The sequence below is a fragment of the Mesorhizobium oxytropidicola genome (genome assembly GCF_056174625.1).
Window position 1 is genome coordinate 344186 of the sequence record NZ_JBWBWK010000003.1, and the last position, 14292, is coordinate 358477.

Below are 14292 nucleotides of genomic sequence, written 5' to 3' on the forward strand. Positions count from 1 at the left end.
TAGAAACGCGACAGTGACGTGCGTCTTGGCGCCGACAGGAGCGCCCGATCGGGCATCAGCTGGTCGGGGTTGCAGAGCCCGATCGGGTGCGATCCAGTTGATCTCCTCGGCTTTAGCTTTGAGTGCCCGTGCTCTCGAAAAAACGCTGCATGGGCGTTCTTTCCGCGTAACTATAACGCATGACACAAGAGGCGCTCGCATCGACTACCCCTCGCAATATGCCAGCCGCATTCGGTGGCGGTGCAGTCATAGGTGCGCTCGGCGGGCTGATTGGTCTCGGCGGTGCTGAGTTTCGTCTGCCGCTATTGATTGGCATGTTCAACTTCGCTGCATTGGAAGCAGTGATCCTGAACAAGGCGATGAGCTTGGTCGTGGTGGCCACAGCTTTGCCATTCAGGGCGCGGACAGTGCCCTTTGCCGACGTGGCGGCCCATTGGCCGGTCATCCTCAATCTGCTTGCTGGTAGCCTCTTGGGTGCCTGGTTTGGAGCAGGGTGGGCGACACGCCTGAAATCGGAAGCTCTCTACAAGGTCATAGCCTTGCTCCTGGTCGTCATCGCCGTCGTGCTGTTGTTAGGGCACGATACCACGATAGGTCAGCCGCTGATCACCGGCACAGCCCAGCTGGTAGCGGGGGTCATTGCTGGCTTCATCATCGGCATCGTCGCCTCGCTCCTTGGAGTCGCCGGCGGAGAGCTGCTGATCCCGACACTGGTTCTGCTGTTCGGCGCCGACATCAAGCTGGCTGGCAGCCTATCGCTCGCCGTGAGTCTGCCGACGATGCTCGTCGGGTTCACGCGCTACAGTCGAGACCAGAGCTTCTCAGTCATCGGCCGCAACAAGAAGTTCCTTCTGATCATGGCCGCCGGATCAATCATAGGGACATTCATCGGTGGCCAGTTGCTTGGCCTGGTGCCGAGTTACGCGCTGCTTCCGGCACTCGCGCTGATCCTAGTGATATCGGCCTTAAAGGTCTGGCAGCATAAGTAGTCACTCGGCTGCCTCCAGTCGTCCGGCCGCATCCATCCGAGCCATCGCCTGTTCCCGCCGGGCAATGACGGCCGGATCGTTCATGAAATCCGTTCTCTTGCCGGGCTTGCGACCGCGCTTGACGTAACCGTTGCTCTGGCTGCCATCGGGAATGCCGAACATGTGGTTCGCCTGGCCCGTGCGGCGCGGGCCGTGCTGGCTGCGCTTCAACTCGCGACTGGCCTGCATCTCGGCAACCATTGCAAGCGCTTCGTCCAGGCGCTTGTTCTCGACAATCTGCGGTCTGTGAACCGAGCGCAGCTTGTCGAAAGTTCTGTAGGGCAGCGACGTGCTGCCTTCCATGATCTCGAGCCGGCCATCAGGATAATCGCAGACGACCACCTTCTTGCCGGCTAGGCTCTTCGCGAAGTCGCTTGGGTCGAGGATGAACAGCACCTTGTCGTAGCGCAGCGTCAACGCTTGCGACAGCGTGCGGAACTCCTTGCGGCACATAGCGCCGTCCAGGTTCTCGTGATCGGCGAGGGGACGGTGCATGTTCTTCGGATTGCGTGGCTCCTTGCCGAAGCGGACATTGAAGTCAGCTACGAACTCGGCCGAGTAGGCGTTCGCCGCCTCGATCGTGCTGATGTTGCGCAGGCGCAGTTCCTTCACAAGTCGGTCCTGGAGAGTCTGGTTGGCACGCTCGACACGGCCCTTGGCCTGCGGGGTGTTGGCGCAGATGATGTCGATGTTCAGCTCGTAGAGCGCACGTCCGAATTGCGTCAGGCCGCTCGTCCGATCCTTCTCGGACCCATGCGTCGTGCGGAAGATGCCATGCTTGTCGCTGTAGAATGAAATCGGCTTTCCCCACTCCTGCAGATATGCCTTCGTGGCGATCAGGTAGTCGAACGTATTCTCCGAACCGGCAAATCGAAGATGCAGCAGCTTGCCCGTCGCGTCGTCGATGTAGACGAGCAGGGCGCATTTGGCACCGCGGTTCTCGAACCACCAGTGGTGCGAGCCATCGATTTGCACCAACTCGCCGAGGCAGTCGCGCCGGCCCCGTGGCTGGTGAAGCTGCTTCTTGCGCTCCCGGCGCGATGTCCAGATGCCGGCCTCCGTCATCCATTTGCGTAGCGTCTCGGTGCTGACGGCGATCTGGTGCCATTCAAGCAGCTTCTCGCGGGCAAGCGTCGGGCCGAAGTCCCGGTAGCGATCGCGCACTAGATCCAATGCGCCGTTGCGGAAGTCCTCATCATGGCGTCGATTGCTCGGCCGGCCGCGCTTCTTCGACGCCAGCCCGCCGGTGCCGTCCTGGTCATAGGCCTGCAACAGCCGGTGAACCTGACTGCGGCTGAGATGAAGGAGTTCCGCCGCCTGGACGACGCTCAGTCGTCGGTCTCGGATCTTCTGGACGACTTCGAGACGATGCAGCTCTTTTTGCGACAAGGTGACCAAAGGCATGACGGCTCCGCAATAGGCCCGGTCTCACGCCAGGCTCTGTGAAGTCGCCAGCCTTCCTTTCCAGCTTCATGTTGACCAGCCTCGGAAGCGGGAAGTGTCGCATCTCTAACTGGGGCAACTGTCGCATTACTAAATGGCTGCTACACACGTGCTGTTGCATAAGTATAATTATGGAACTTAGACTAACCAATTGATTTTATTCGCATAATCTATCTTGGACTAACCCGCTCCGCGATCGCGGAGCGGCAAGGAAGGTGTGGGCCGCCGGCGTGGTGTTGATCGCGTCGTCTGTCGAGCTGGTCATGAGTCCACAAGAAGCTCTCGCTTTGTCAGCATGGAGTGGCTGCTTGCAGCCCATTCCATCAGACAAAGGAGGAGTTTGTCATGACCCAACTTCGCCAGCGCATGAGCGAGGACATGCAGGTGCGCAACTTCGCGCTCAACACCCAGCTGTCGTATCTGCAACAGGTGTCGCTGTTCGCTCGCCACTTCGGTAAGTCGCCGGACTTGCTCGGGCGCGAGGACATTCGGACCTATCAGGTCTATCTGGTCAACGAGAAGAACCTGGCGCCCGGCTCGATCCACACCGCCATTGCGGCGCTGCGCTTTCTCTACACTGTGACGCTCGATCGGGACTGGGCGCCTGAAGAGGTCCTGCCGCTACCCAAGAAGCCGCAGAAGCTGCCGATCGTCCTCAGTCCAGAGGAAGTTCAGCGGTTCCTCGGTTGCGTCCTCAGTGTAAAACACCACGCCATCCTGACCACTTGCTACGCGGCCGGCTTGCGTATTTCGGAAGCGGTGCAGCTGAAGCCCACGAACATCGACAGCCAGAGAATGGTCATCCGCATCGAGCAGGGCAAAGGTCAGAAGGACCGCTATGTGATGCTGTCGCCCAAGCTGCTGGAGATTCTGCGCGATTACTGGAAGATGCGGCGACCGAAGGAATGGCTCTTCCCCGGCGATCGTGCCGACCAGCCGATCACCAGGAGTGCGGTGGGACAAGCCTGCGCGAAAGCGCAGGACCTCTCCGGATTGTCCAAACCGGTCACGCCACACAGTTTGAGACACGCCTTCGCCGTCCATCTGCTGGAGGCCGGTGCCGACGTGCGCACCATTCAACTGCTGCTCGGTCACAGGAGCCTTGCGACCACCGCCCATTACCTGCGGATCGCCACCAACAAAGTCTGCGCCACATCGAGTCCCTTCGAGCTCTTGCCGCGTCCGGCGCCCACCGTGCCGCCGCCCGCCACGCCGCAATATTTCTGAGCGGCGGCAATGGCCCGCTCGGGGCCGGAAGTGGCAGATATCTTCCGCTGCTACGGCGAAGCCTATCGCGCACAGCATGATGCGTCGCTGTCGACGGCCCAGCGCCGCGTCATGACGGCGATCGAATTGTGCCGGACCGCCGCACTCGGTGGGCACGTCGAAGCATGCGATCAATGCGGCCACCGGCGCATCGCGTTCAACAGCTGCCGCGACAGGCATTGCCCTCGCTGCCAATCGCTGGCCCGCGCACAATGGCTGGAGGATCGTCGCGCCGAGCTTCTCGACACCCAGTACTTTCACGTCGTCTTCACGCTGCCGGAGCCCATTGCCGCCATTGCCTATCAGAACAAGGCACTCGTCTACGGCCTGCTCTTCCGCGCCACCGCCGAGACCCTGCGCATCATCGCCGCCGATCCCAAGCACCTGGGCGCCGAGATCGGCTTCTTCGCCGTGTTGCACACCTGGGGCCAAAACCTGCTCCATCATCCGCATCTGCATTGCGTCGTCCCAGGCGGCGGCCTTTCTGCCGACGGCGATCGATGGGTCGCATGCAAGCCCAGCTTTTTCCTGCCGGTCCGCGTGCTCTCAGTAAGCGGTGCGCCAAGGCACCTTTCTCGAAATAGTGCGTCTATGCTGGGTCAGCCGTTGGTCCGCGCGACGCCGACGATCACTCCGGATCGTCATAACGGGTGACGTAGTGGAGTTCGCGCAGGGCGGGGATGACGAGGGCGATGTCTTTGTAGGCCTCATGCTCGATGAAATGCGCGGTCTCGGGCCCCGGCCTGGGCTTGCCGAGGACGGGCCTCCCCTTTTGTCGACGCAGTAGATCAGGATCGGCAGCAGCAGGCCGTGGTTGGGGTTGTCGAGGTCGAGTAGCCGTCTCCAGCTTTTGATGTTGAGATTCATGGCCGCGTAGAACCCCTGGCACCACGGCCGGGGGTCGATGCCGCCGCTGGGCTTGGTTGCGAATCGGGGCGCATAATCCTGCGGTCTGTCGAAGAGCGTCTCGTTGATCCCGTTGTGGATCCTGGCAACGCTGGCAAACACGGCGTGATCGGTTGCAGACCCTTTGGCCAAGACGTCGCGCGGCAACCCCATGAGCGGGCACATCCAGTATTGCGGGTCCGGGAACCGCGGCCGGTGACCGCCGCCGTTACGAAGCCATCCAGCGCCGACATGGTCCGCACCAGCGGGCGGCGGTTGGTCTTGGCAGCCATCCAGGCCTCCAGCGCCTCGTCCGACAGCGCCATGTCATCGATCGCGCTCATGCTGCCAACGGGAGCGGCATCTCTTGGCGGCGCCCCCAGTGCCACGGCATTAGCTCGTCCCAGCGCGAGGCTGGCCAGTCGTTCTGGATGCGCTCGGTGACGTCGGCCATGTAGGCTTCGGCATCGACGCCGCAAAGCTTGCAGGTCTCGATGATGCTGAGCACGACCGCTGACCGCTCTGCCGCGGCGAAGTTGCCCGAGAAAAGCCAATTGCGCCTTCCGACCGTAAATCCACGAATGGCCCGCTCCGCGATCAGGTTGTCGGGCTCGAGCTGGCCATCGTAGAGGAAGCGATTGAACGCGCGCCATCGGTTGGTGCCGTAGGCGAAGGCCTTCGCGATATCGGCATGGCGCGACAAACCCTTGCCCTGGCGCATGAGCTGTCGTCGCAGCGCGCGGACCAGTGGTCGGGTCCGCGTTCGTCGTGCGGCCAATCGCTCGGCGGGCGGGAGCCCCCGTATCTCTTCCTCGATCCGGTAGATCGCCTGGATACCGGCCATCGCCGTCGTGCTGAGCGCGGTCGGCTGGCTGTCGTGAACGTCGAATATCTTGCGACGCAGATGGGCCAGGCAGGCAGCTTCTCGAATGGCACCGCCCTTGTAGATCTGGTTGTAGCCGCTGAAACCGTCGGCCTGGAGCGTGCCGGAAAATCCGGCGAGCTCGGTCATTACGCTCTCGCCGGCGCGGCCCATGGTGGCGCGATACCAGGCGATCGGCGGCTCCTGCGAACCCGAGTTGCGGTCGTCGGCGACGTAAACCCAGAGCGCGCCCTTGTGTGTCTTGCCGTTGCCGGGCGCCAGGATCGGAAGCCGCGTGTCGTCGGTGTGGATCTTGGTGCGGGTACGGCCGATCTCACGGATGCGGTTGTAGATCGGATCGAGCAAGGCGGCGGCGTAGCCGGCGCTGCGCGCAAGGGTGGATCGCTCGATATCGACGCCCTTGGCGGCCATCATCTGTGCCTGACGGTAGAAGGGCAGATGATAACCCCACTTGGCCATCATGATATGGGCGAGCGCGGCATAGCTGAGCTTGCCGCGTGCAATGGCCTTAGCTGGTACGGGCGCCTGGATGATTTTATCGCAGGTCCGGCAGCTGTACTTGGGTCGAACGGTCTCGATCACCTGCCACGCCTGGGCGACCAGATCGAGCATCTCGTCGCTATCTTCGCCCATGGCGCGCAGGTCGCCGCCGCAGCCCGGGCAACATGCGCAAGACGGCTCGCGAACGGCCCGCTTGCGCGGCAGGTTGGGATTGAGCTTACGCACCGGCAACACCCGGACCTTGTCGGTGTCAGCAACGATGGGCAGCTCGAGATCGGGCACGCTGGCGGCGAAATCGGTCTCGAGATCTTCGAGTTCGAGCCGCATCTGGCCCAGCTTCTCGGAGGAGCGGCCGAAGGCCTTGCGGTTGAAGCGATCGATCCGCAGCTGCAGGCGCTGGATGCGAAGTGCGGCCTCGGCGCGCTCTCTTCGCAGTTGCTCATCGCGTTCGGCGATGGTGGTGTCACGGGCAGAAACGGCCGCCTCCAGAAGGGCGATCCGAGCGAAGAAATCAGCGGTTGAGGGAGCTTGTTCCGACACCCAAAACCTATACCCGAAAGACCCTCGTCACGGAAGAAGAATCAACACAAAATCAATAAGAAACATCAAAATCAGCCAGCCAAACGCGGTCGATAAATCTTGCTCGGCCGGCGCCAATCGATCCCGTCCAAAAGCAGCGAAAGCTGCGCCTTGGTGAGCGACACGGCGACCTGATCCTTGGTGGTTGGCCAGGCAAAACAACCATCGGTCAGCCGCTTGGTGAACAGACAGAACCCCTGGTCGTCATGCGCCAGAATCTTGATGATATCACCCTTGCGTCCACGGAAGCAGAAGATCGCGCCGGTGTGCGGGTTGAGCGCGAGCACCTGCTGCACCATCCGCGCCAGGCTATTGATCCCGCGACGCATGTCGGTCGCGCCGCAGCACAGGTAAATCCGGTCGGTCGGCACAATCGTGATCACCTGGTCAACTCCGCCAGAACGATGCTCAGTGCTGTCGGATCGACGGTCCCGTCAATCCGCAATCGCGTGCCGCTCGGAAAGGCCACGACGATCCTGCCGACCGGCTCCGGACAATCGGAGACGGGGCGTTCGACCTCGGGCAGATCGCTCACGTCGATCCGTGCGAAGGTCGCCATCGCCTGATCGGCATCGAGCTCACCGCCGGCTATCTGCTTGCGCCAGGCATAGAGCTGTGACGGAGCTACGCCAAACGCTTGCGCGACCTCGGTCACCGACGACCCCGCCGCGCTCGCTAGGTCGACCAACGCGCGCTTCTCGGTGCAACTCCACAGCCTTCGTTGCCGCACGCGCCCGGGCACCGTTGTAAGATCTTCGGCCGCCGCGGCGCCGCTTAACTCGGCGACCATATCGCCCCTTGCATGTTCCAATGTCATGGCCCGAAACCTCCATGTTCATCGGCCTCTTGCAAGGTGCCTTGGCGCACCGCTTACTGCTCTCACGCCTGTTTCGACGATTGTTTCTGGAGCACCTGGAGAAAGCCTTCGACGCCGGCCTGTTGAAGTTCTTCTCTGACTTGCAGGCGTTGAGCGAGCGCGATGCCTTCCGGGGCTATCTGGCGCCGCTACGAAAGGCCGAGTGGGTCATCTATGCCAAGCCGCCATTCGCCGGATCCGAACAGGTCCTCGACTACGTCGGCCGCTATACCCACCGCGTCGCCATTTCCAACAATCGCCTCATCGCCATCGAGGACGGCAAAGTCGCCTTCCGCTGGAAGGACTATCGGCACGGCAGTCGGCAGAAGGTCATGACCGTCGCGTCTGACGAGTTCATTCGCCGCTTCCTGCTACACGTCCTGCCCGAGGGCTTTCATCGCATCCGCTACTACGGCTTCCTCGGCAATCGCTATCGCGCGCAAAAGCTCGCCCGCTGTCGTGACCTGCTCGGCATGCCGGTTCCCGAGCCGTCGGACAGCCGATCCGCAAAGGACTATCGCGACCGATACGAGGCCCTCACCGGGCATTCCCTCAGGCAATGCCCGGCGTGCCATCGCGGGCAGATGATCATCATCGAAACATTCGACGGCGTCACCGGACGCCCGCCATACCAGGACACATCATGAAGCAGGGGCGTCGCCTTCCTTGTCATCAGCATAGCGCCGGCCCGCTCGGAAGCCAAACTGAGCCGGTCCCGCAAAAGTGTGCGCCGTCATCACCGGCAACCTCTCCCAGGCAGGGCGCGGCGCCGATCTCACATGCCGGAACCGATATCCGTGCCGCTTTCGGCGCATCCGACACCTGCAATCGCCCGCCCGCGTGGCACACACGGTCTCCTTTCATCGGGGCGCTTCATTGAACGCCCATAGCGGACCACCGGTGCCGGCGGCTTAGTCCAACACGTTTTTAGCTAACCGTCGCGATCCACCGCAGTGCGCTCCTGCCACCCGCCTTTCAGTCGCGACGCCAAGCTAAAAACGCTCTGCATTATGTTAAATCGAATATGTGCAAGCCCGCTACAGCCCCTCCTCGAAGAGCTTTGCCTCCAGATTGCGGCGCGTAACAAGACCCGACGCGTCGGGATCGTTTTCCCAAAGGCGGACCATATTGCGAATTTCGTCCGGGATCTTATTGAACTCTTTGCTCTTCATGTGGGCATAGATGTTGCGCATCTCGGTGTAGCGATCGATTTTCCCGTCTTTAGGGGGCTTCGCCTTGAAGCTGGAGCCGCGATTGTAGTCCAAGGACGCCGGCCGAAGTCGCGACGCCGGCGTGCAACGCGTCCTTGGCCTCCAAACTGCCTCCAGCAAAAAAAGCCTATACGAAGAAATACAAGGGGTTGATTTGGCCCGGTGGCAGGTCCGGTGTGACCTGTGGAATCGGTTACGATGTCGGATATGTGACTGAGGAACGGCTGCAGGCGGATTGGGCGGGGTCGCGGAAGCAGCCTTTTGGCCGCCTTGGCCTTGATGCCGCAGGCCTTTGCGATATTCTTTATGTCCTGGTCGGAAATGTAACACCAGAGCACCTAAGGACTTAGGGCTCAGCAGCTTCGTGTTGAACAGGACGTTCTCTACCTCACCGGTGTAGCGCGGTGCGTCCTTCTCAATGAATTGACGATAGGCGGTGTCGAACACGATACTTTCGTGAGCCATTTGGCGCCAGGAGAATTCCGGGCGCTTGTGGCTGAGCGTCTTCAGGAACGAACTGGTCGCTATATTGCACCCCAACACCTCGCTGTCGTCTCCGCCCCACGCAGCGGCTTCGCGGAAGGGCTGAGCGACATGCACCAGCGCTACATCGTGAGAATTTGAAGAGGGTTCGGCATCATAAAGTTTATTGACGATGGCCTTATCGCCATATCGGACCTTGTCGACATCTACGAGTGCTGAATTCATGGCGTTGATCTGAAGCGCCTGATCGTTCGTCGGGTTCCCGGAAGTGGTGTAGCTTTCGATCACCCGGCCCGGGACTTTGGGCGTCGAGGGATGCACGGGGACAATCGTTCTTTGTTGGTCTGAACAGAGGCTGCAAGCCTGGAGATACTTTTGCGGAGAAGCGGCCCAGAGCGGTCCAGGGCGTCATTTCCTTCAACATCGAAGGCGTGGAGAAGTCCATGGCGGCGACCTGCATGGCAGCGAGCAAAATGGCAAGCCAGAGCGTCACGCTCACGGAAATCCACGACTGGATCTGCCGAACATCGAACAACGAGATTAACGGATGCGGCTCACAACCAACAGCGGGGAAAAGCAAATGAATAGGCGTGAAGTGCTCGTCGGTGGTGCGGTATCTGCTGCGTGGACAGTCATGGGTCTGCCCGCAATGGCGCTCGCCGACAATCTCAACTTCGATCAGACGCTGGCGGCTCTCCGGGACAGCGGCCTTGCTGGGAGACGCTCTGTGCATTCACACCTGGTTGAAGGTGAGCAAGTGTGTCGGGAGGAAGCTTGATCGGAGCGTCTTTGGGAAGAGGATCGAGAGGGAAGATGATGCACGTTGGGCAATGATCTGGAGTGTCGAAACCCAGGTGGAATTTCGTGACTTTGGGTTTAAGGTCAAACGTGTCGAAGCCGAAACTGAGCCCCTCACCCGGTTGGTTATGAACAGCATCTGACCATGAAGGATTAGACCATGTCGCAATTGAAGTGTGGGGCGACATTGAGTTTTGTAAGTGCACCACCGTCGAAGGCGCCTTTGAGGCCTGCCCCAAATTCTATCTGGCGGTCAATTCCGACGTCTCCGGCAAAGCTTGGTCCGGCCACGACGAAAAACACCAAAGCCGCCAATAGTTGCTTCATTGGAAGCCATCCCAACAACCCCAATCATGAGATCGCATTTCAAAGACGACGACAAGTATGGATGGATAAAATATTTTAATTGACCGGGGCCCGGTCTCTTCGTCTCGACGACGCCTGCCCCGACCGTCTGCATCGGTGAAAAAGAAAAGCGCACCGTCCTGGACGGTGCGCTGTGGCACAATGGCAGAGCAGCCGGCTCCTAGGGCGATGCCTAGCAACCCAGATCTGCGCCATCGGCTACACATTGATGCGGCCGAGCCTACGGGCGTCGTCGGCCCTAAGCGGATAGCTTCTTGGTAGCCGTCCAGTGGATGTAGCGCTCGATGCCAAGCCCGAAAGGGCCGCCCACCGACTCCGGCTCTTGTTAAATTGCAGCGCAAAGCTTGGCATGGCCGGGAAATTGCCCCAGAGCCATCCGTTGATAGCATTGCCTCAAACTGGTCTCCTCGACCACCTTTTATGATCGAGGAGATGAGGCCGTTGGAGGGGCAATTTCCGCCCAGGCATCGACGAGGCCGACGCCTACTTCTGTGATGGAGGCGGGGGTGGCGCAACGGTGGACGGGACGCCGGGGTAGCCGCCCGGCACCGGGTTCGGCCCCGGCTTACCGCCAAGCGAGCCAACATTCATCGTGTTGCAGCTATTGCCATCCTGGCAGGGCGAAATGTACTGCCCATGAGCCGGGGGATTGTCGGTGTGGTTCTGAGCCTCGGCCGAGATAACGGGGAGCCCAACGATGAAGCCGACGGTGAGAATGAAATCGCGCATTGTGTTCTCCTAATAGTTTCGAGGGAAAGGACAGTCTTCGCCCGGATCGCGATGTGCGCGAGCCAGGCGCCATGGCTGGTCAGAGGATGCGCCCGCGCATCATCCAGAATTTCGTTCCGTTGGCGAAAACGGTCTCCGTCCAGCCCGTCGGAGCAATGGTGAGCTTGTTATCAGGCAGGACGGGACCAGAGATCGTGCGCTCTTCGCATTGCCGTAGATTGGTAACCGTTACGGTGCCGTTCTGCTGATACTGCGCGGGCCGGAAGGGGTAGAACCAGGCAATTGCGCCGCCCTGCCCGTCGGGCTGCACGCAGATCGAGGTCGCGCTGTCCGAGTCCGCAACGGGCGAGGTCTTAGCGTCTCCAGGCATGTTCTCGTTGCGGCACTTCTGCGGCGAGCCCCAGCAGACGGGAAGGATCTCCCCCGGGTTCTTCACAATGGAGTTGAACGTTTTGTTGATCCCCCTGCCGACGGGAGCGACATTCCTGCTCCACCAGTCCGCCGTGTGCGCAGCGGGCAGAAAGCTGGTCATGCTCAGCACGAACATCCCAGCGGCGGTGTACTTCTTAAGATGATGATTCATTTCGATTCTCCTCTCTCTGCTGCGTTGGCGTCATTGCCCATGAGCGAAGGAAGCCAAAGCCGTCTGATAAGCGGTAAGCATGATGGAAAGGGTACGCTTCGAAGCTCCTCCAGGATTGCCCCGGTCCCGTTCGGAACCTCGCCTAAGCAATCCATGCTTCTTTTCTAGGCGCGGCATTGCGCCGACGCAGGGCGTTTCAAGAAGTCTTGAACTTTTCTCCTAAAGACGATGCCAGACCCCTGCCCGGCATCGCGATGTCATCTGGACAACCACAGAAAGCCCGGAGTGTTGCGCTCCGGGCTTTTCGGCGTCAGCTAGGCGATCCGACCAGGGGATTTCTGTAGCAACAGCGACGGCTTTATTAGCATTTTGCGTTCTACACTCCATGATATCCTGCTTCGCATAATCTCGAGCCGAACTTTGACACCCCCTAGACCATCTTCAATTGAGGACAATTCAACATCCTTTGGCCCAGCACCAATCGGGAGGCTGGTTTGGCGTGGATACGCTTTGTCACCAAACGAAAGTTCGTTGTAACCCTGCGTCATACAGAAATGCCAAATATCCGGCTTGATCGGGGAAAGTGCGAGTGGCATAGGTTGGTGGCATATCGTCTCTTTGACGGATATGAGGATGTGATGATTGAAGGAGCACGTCGATGCCCGGGGAACCAAGCAATAATATGATTGAACTTACTGCAGATATCGTTTCCGCCTATGTCCAGAAAAACGCGGTGCCAGTCTCTGGATTGCCCGATTTGATTGCGAGCGTGAATTCGGCACTGTCTAATATTGGTGCGTCAGCTCCCATCGCAGAATCCGCCCGACGCCGGCAGTCAACCCCAAAAAGTCAGTGTTTCCGGATTATATCATCAGCCTTGAGGACGGTAGGAAATACAAGTCGCTTAAGCGCCATCTTGCGACCAGTCATGGGCTGACGCCTGATGAATACCGGGCGAGATGGGGTTTGCCGAAAGACTATCCCATGGTTGCGCCAAGTTATTCGGCGACCCGATCGGCTTTGGCAAAGTCTCTGGGCTTGGGAAGGAAGGAAACTCCAGTCAAGAAACCTGCGGCGAAACGCAAGGCGAAGGCCTGAGCTGTGCACGTCTAGGCCAAAGGGAGCTTGTGGCATCGCAGCGATTTTACGCTTTTTGGATTTGGATGGCTCAGCCGGAAAAGGCGGTCAAGGCCGCACTCGACCTGTATGGGCCGAATGCGGCCACTGCTGCAGCTCACTGCGCCTTGACGGCACACTTCGACCATCGCGAGCACGACCTCTGCTTTTGGTTTGCGGTCTTCTGGAAGCGGAATGACGATAAATATCCAGGCACTCAGCTCGCAAGTTCGTTAGCGGTATCAAGAAGCCACGGAACAGCTACCGCCCTCGACACTCAACGCCATCCCGAAGGATGGCGTTGAGCACCGTGACGGAGGTCACGCCCGGAGGCGGCCGAGGCGGCGAGCCTCGCTGGCATTAGGTCGACAGCGGCTTACAACATCGATCCTGATGGATCGAGCCTCGGACACGAAAGTCAACAATCTTCAGACGGGATTATTCAACATTTCCCGAGAGCTACCGGGTGTCTTGTTGAAGCCGACACTCGGAAGATCTGCGGTCAACAACGATCATGGTGATCGCCCGGATCTTTCGTGTTCACAAGGTCACCGTCGGCCGCATTGGCCAGAACAAGAGTTCGCTGATTGTTCTGTCAGTTGGCCGTTTTGGCGGCGACGTAAGCACCGGAGCCATGACGTGAGCCTGAGGCTTCCAAGCGCCGATTTAGCCGGTTAGGTTTGCAGGGGCGCGAACAACCGGATGAACGAACGGGATGATGCTGGAAAAACTGCGGGCCTGTTGGGGTTTTAGCTCGAACGTCGATAGGAACGTCGCCTTGGTCGAAGGCTTTCTGAAGGGTAAGCGCTTCGCCGACCTGGCGCAGGAACATGACTTGTCGACACCGAGGGTGCGCCAAATCGTCGAGAGGGCCGATCGCTCGTGGGCGGCGGCATCCTGACCGAGGCTCAACCGTGCAAGGTCTCGCCTCGAACCGATTTCATGGTCGACTATCCGTATGTGTGGAACCTGGCCCAGATGCACGGGCTCAGTAGCGCCACGCCGCGTCATTTCTTTAGGGAGTTGGAACGCGAGGGATCGCTGGAGCGGCTAGTTGAGAAGATGAAGCGGTTGCCGAGCCGCGCACGAACAACACGTGAGCTGGTGCGCCTCGTTTGGCAAAAGGAGAGGGGCGAGAGCCCATGGCCTGCAACGAAGCGATCAAGCATTGCGATCGCGCACCCAAGCTGGGTAGACCATCCGGTCCGCGCCCTTCAGTGCCAACTCGCCTTGGAACCGGCCCTCGATCAATTGGTTCAGCGCGCTGCGGAATCCGGCTGGACCGAGGACGAGATAGCCTGCGCGCTCTTTGAGCTCGCCGGCACGCGCGTCAAGGAGAGACTCCCGAGCGGGGCGTGATTTGATCGGGATGGTCCTTCCTAGAACAGGTAAATCAGCCATACTGAAAGAAACTGTTTCACCTATTTTTTGGGTAAAGATGGAGACCCAGGATCACCAGCTTTACGCGTCGCCGGGCCGCTCAGCCTAACTACCTTCAAATTGCGCGTGGCAACCCGACCGAGACATTTAGCCAATAGGCGTCGATTGTGACATCTGTTCCCGCC

At 60.0% G+C, this 14292-nt stretch carries 14 protein-coding genes and 3 pseudogenes; 8 read left to right on the forward strand and 9 right to left on the reverse strand.

The window, feature by feature from the left end:
- Window positions 1-218: 218 nt before the first annotated feature.
- On the forward strand, window positions 219-989 hold the full coding sequence (locus AC0V8S_RS41085) for a sulfite exporter TauE/SafE family protein (RefSeq protein ID WP_475439285.1): 771 nt from the start codon (window positions 219-221) through the stop codon (window positions 987-989).
- On the opposite strand, the gene AC0V8S_RS41090 is transcribed toward AC0V8S_RS41085, so the two are convergent.
- Window positions 990-2432, reverse strand: coding sequence for an ISNCY family transposase (locus tag AC0V8S_RS41090; RefSeq protein ID WP_475439286.1), 1443 nt, complete (start codon window positions 2430-2432; stop codon window positions 990-992).
- Between the two features lie 384 nt (window positions 2433-2816).
- Between AC0V8S_RS41090 and AC0V8S_RS41095 the strand changes: the two genes are divergently transcribed.
- Together AC0V8S_RS41095 and AC0V8S_RS41100 are read left to right on the forward strand one after the other, a co-directional pair.
- Window positions 2817-3698 carry a tyrosine-type recombinase/integrase gene (locus AC0V8S_RS41095; protein ID WP_475439287.1) on the forward strand — a complete coding sequence of 294 codons (882 nt, stop codon included), beginning with the start codon at window positions 2817-2819 and terminating at the stop codon, window positions 3696-3698.
- 9 nt (window positions 3699-3707) lie between these two features.
- Window positions 3708-4286 (forward strand): annotated as a pseudogene (locus AC0V8S_RS41100) (IS91 family transposase); the annotation flags it as partial.
- Here the strand turns inward: AC0V8S_RS41100 and AC0V8S_RS41105 are convergent.
- The 4 genes from AC0V8S_RS41105 to tnpA all read right to left on the reverse strand — a co-directional run bounded on the left by AC0V8S_RS41105 (window position 4284) and on the right by tnpA (window position 7402).
- The gene (locus AC0V8S_RS41105) at window positions 4284-4808 is read right to left on the reverse strand and encodes a YecA/YgfB family protein (protein WP_475439288.1); all 525 of its coding nucleotides are present in this window, start codon (window positions 4806-4808) and stop codon (window positions 4284-4286) included. The pseudogene AC0V8S_RS41100 and the gene AC0V8S_RS41105 overlap by 3 nt on opposite strands.
- 154 nt (window positions 4809-4962) lie before the next feature.
- A complete protein-coding gene (gene tnpC / locus AC0V8S_RS41110; protein ID WP_475439289.1) occupies window positions 4963-6546 on the reverse strand; it encodes an IS66 family transposase in 1584 nt (527 codons plus the stop codon).
- Window positions 6547-6617: 71 nt separating this feature from the next.
- Window positions 6618-6968, reverse strand: coding sequence for an IS66 family insertion sequence element accessory protein TnpB (gene tnpB, locus AC0V8S_RS41115; protein ID WP_475439290.1), 351 nt, complete (start codon window positions 6966-6968; stop codon window positions 6618-6620).
- On the reverse strand, window positions 6965-7402 hold the full coding sequence (tnpA, locus tag AC0V8S_RS41120) for an IS66-like element accessory protein TnpA (RefSeq protein ID WP_475439291.1): 438 nt from the start codon (window positions 7400-7402) through the stop codon (window positions 6965-6967). The genes tnpB and tnpA overlap by 4 nt, the downstream gene beginning before the upstream one ends.
- A gap of 56 nt (window positions 7403-7458) precedes the next feature.
- On the opposite strand from tnpA, the pseudogene AC0V8S_RS41125 reads away from it, so the two are divergent.
- A pseudogene (locus AC0V8S_RS41125) lies at window positions 7459-8088 on the forward strand (IS91 family transposase); the annotation flags it as partial.
- A gap of 390 nt (window positions 8089-8478) precedes the next feature.
- Here AC0V8S_RS41125 and AC0V8S_RS41130 read toward each other — a convergent pair.
- The gene (locus tag AC0V8S_RS41130) at window positions 8479-9456 is read right to left on the reverse strand and encodes a hypothetical protein (protein WP_475439292.1); all 978 of its coding nucleotides are present in this window, start codon (window positions 9454-9456) and stop codon (window positions 8479-8481) included.
- Between the two features lie 122 nt (window positions 9457-9578).
- Between AC0V8S_RS41130 and AC0V8S_RS41135 the strand changes: the two genes are divergently transcribed.
- A complete protein-coding gene (locus AC0V8S_RS41135) occupies window positions 9579-9719 on the forward strand; it encodes a hypothetical protein (protein ID WP_475439293.1) in 141 nt (46 codons plus the stop codon).
- A 367-nt stretch (window positions 9720-10086) separates the two neighbouring features.
- Here the strand turns inward: AC0V8S_RS41135 and AC0V8S_RS41140 are convergent, their stop codons facing one another.
- The 3 genes from AC0V8S_RS41140 to AC0V8S_RS41150 form a co-directional block, all read right to left on the reverse strand.
- Window positions 10087-10260, reverse strand: coding sequence for a hypothetical protein (locus AC0V8S_RS41140; protein WP_475439294.1), 174 nt, complete (start codon window positions 10258-10260; stop codon window positions 10087-10089).
- A 522-nt stretch (window positions 10261-10782) separates the two neighbouring features.
- Complete coding sequence (locus AC0V8S_RS41145; protein ID WP_475439295.1) at window positions 10783-11028, reverse strand: hypothetical protein; 246 nt, start codon at window positions 11026-11028, stop codon at window positions 10783-10785.
- Window positions 11029-11107: 79 nt separating this feature from the next.
- Window positions 11108-11611 carry a hypothetical protein gene (locus tag AC0V8S_RS41150; protein ID WP_475439296.1) on the reverse strand — a complete coding sequence of 168 codons (504 nt, stop codon included), beginning with the start codon at window positions 11609-11611 and terminating at the stop codon, window positions 11108-11110.
- A 658-nt stretch (window positions 11612-12269) separates the two neighbouring features.
- Between AC0V8S_RS41150 and AC0V8S_RS41155 the strand changes: the two are divergent.
- The 3 genes and pseudogenes from AC0V8S_RS41155 (at window position 12270) to AC0V8S_RS41165 (ending at window position 14086) form a co-directional block, all read left to right on the forward strand.
- Window positions 12270-12709 (forward strand): annotated as a pseudogene (locus tag AC0V8S_RS41155) (Ros/MucR family transcriptional regulator).
- Window positions 12710-13445: 736 nt separating this feature from the next.
- Window positions 13446-13628 carry a hypothetical protein gene (locus AC0V8S_RS41160; protein WP_475439297.1) on the forward strand — a complete coding sequence of 61 codons (183 nt, stop codon included), beginning with the start codon at window positions 13446-13448 and terminating at the stop codon, window positions 13626-13628.
- Window positions 13610-14086, forward strand: coding sequence for a hypothetical protein (locus AC0V8S_RS41165; RefSeq protein ID WP_475439298.1), 477 nt, complete (start codon window positions 13610-13612; stop codon window positions 14084-14086). The genes AC0V8S_RS41160 and AC0V8S_RS41165 overlap by 19 nt, the downstream gene beginning before the upstream one ends.
- The last annotated feature ends 206 nt before the right edge of the window (window positions 14087-14292 follow it).

Bases quoted from the DNA above. Each gene is read 5' to 3' on its own strand.
- AC0V8S_RS41085 (WP_475439285.1), top strand. From the start codon at position 219: ATGCCAGCCGCATTCGGTGGCGGTGCAGTCATAGGTGCGCTCGGCGGG.
- AC0V8S_RS41105 (WP_475439288.1), bottom strand. From the start codon at position 4,808: ATGTGCCCGCTCATGGGGTTGCCGCGCGACGTCTTGGCCAAAGGGTCT.
- AC0V8S_RS41140 (WP_475439294.1), bottom strand. From the start codon at position 10,260: ATGAAGCAACTATTGGCGGCTTTGGTGTTTTTCGTCGTGGCCGGACCA.
- AC0V8S_RS41095 (WP_475439287.1), top strand. From the start codon at position 2,817: ATGACCCAACTTCGCCAGCGCATGAGCGAGGACATGCAGGTGCGCAAC.
- AC0V8S_RS41145 (WP_475439295.1), bottom strand. From the start codon at position 11,028: ATGCGCGATTTCATTCTCACCGTCGGCTTCATCGTTGGGCTCCCCGTT.
- AC0V8S_RS41090 (WP_475439286.1), bottom strand. From the start codon at position 2,432: ATGCCTTTGGTCACCTTGTCGCAAAAAGAGCTGCATCGTCTCGAAGTC.
- AC0V8S_RS41150 (WP_475439296.1), bottom strand. From the start codon at position 11,611: ATGAATCATCATCTTAAGAAGTACACCGCCGCTGGGATGTTCGTGCTG.
- AC0V8S_RS41160 (WP_475439297.1), top strand. From the start codon at position 13,446: ATGCTGGAAAAACTGCGGGCCTGTTGGGGTTTTAGCTCGAACGTCGAT.
- tnpA (WP_475439291.1), bottom strand. From the start codon at position 7,402: ATGACATTGGAACATGCAAGGGGCGATATGGTCGCCGAGTTAAGCGGC.
- AC0V8S_RS41135 (WP_475439293.1), top strand. From the start codon at position 9,579: ATGGCGGCGACCTGCATGGCAGCGAGCAAAATGGCAAGCCAGAGCGTC.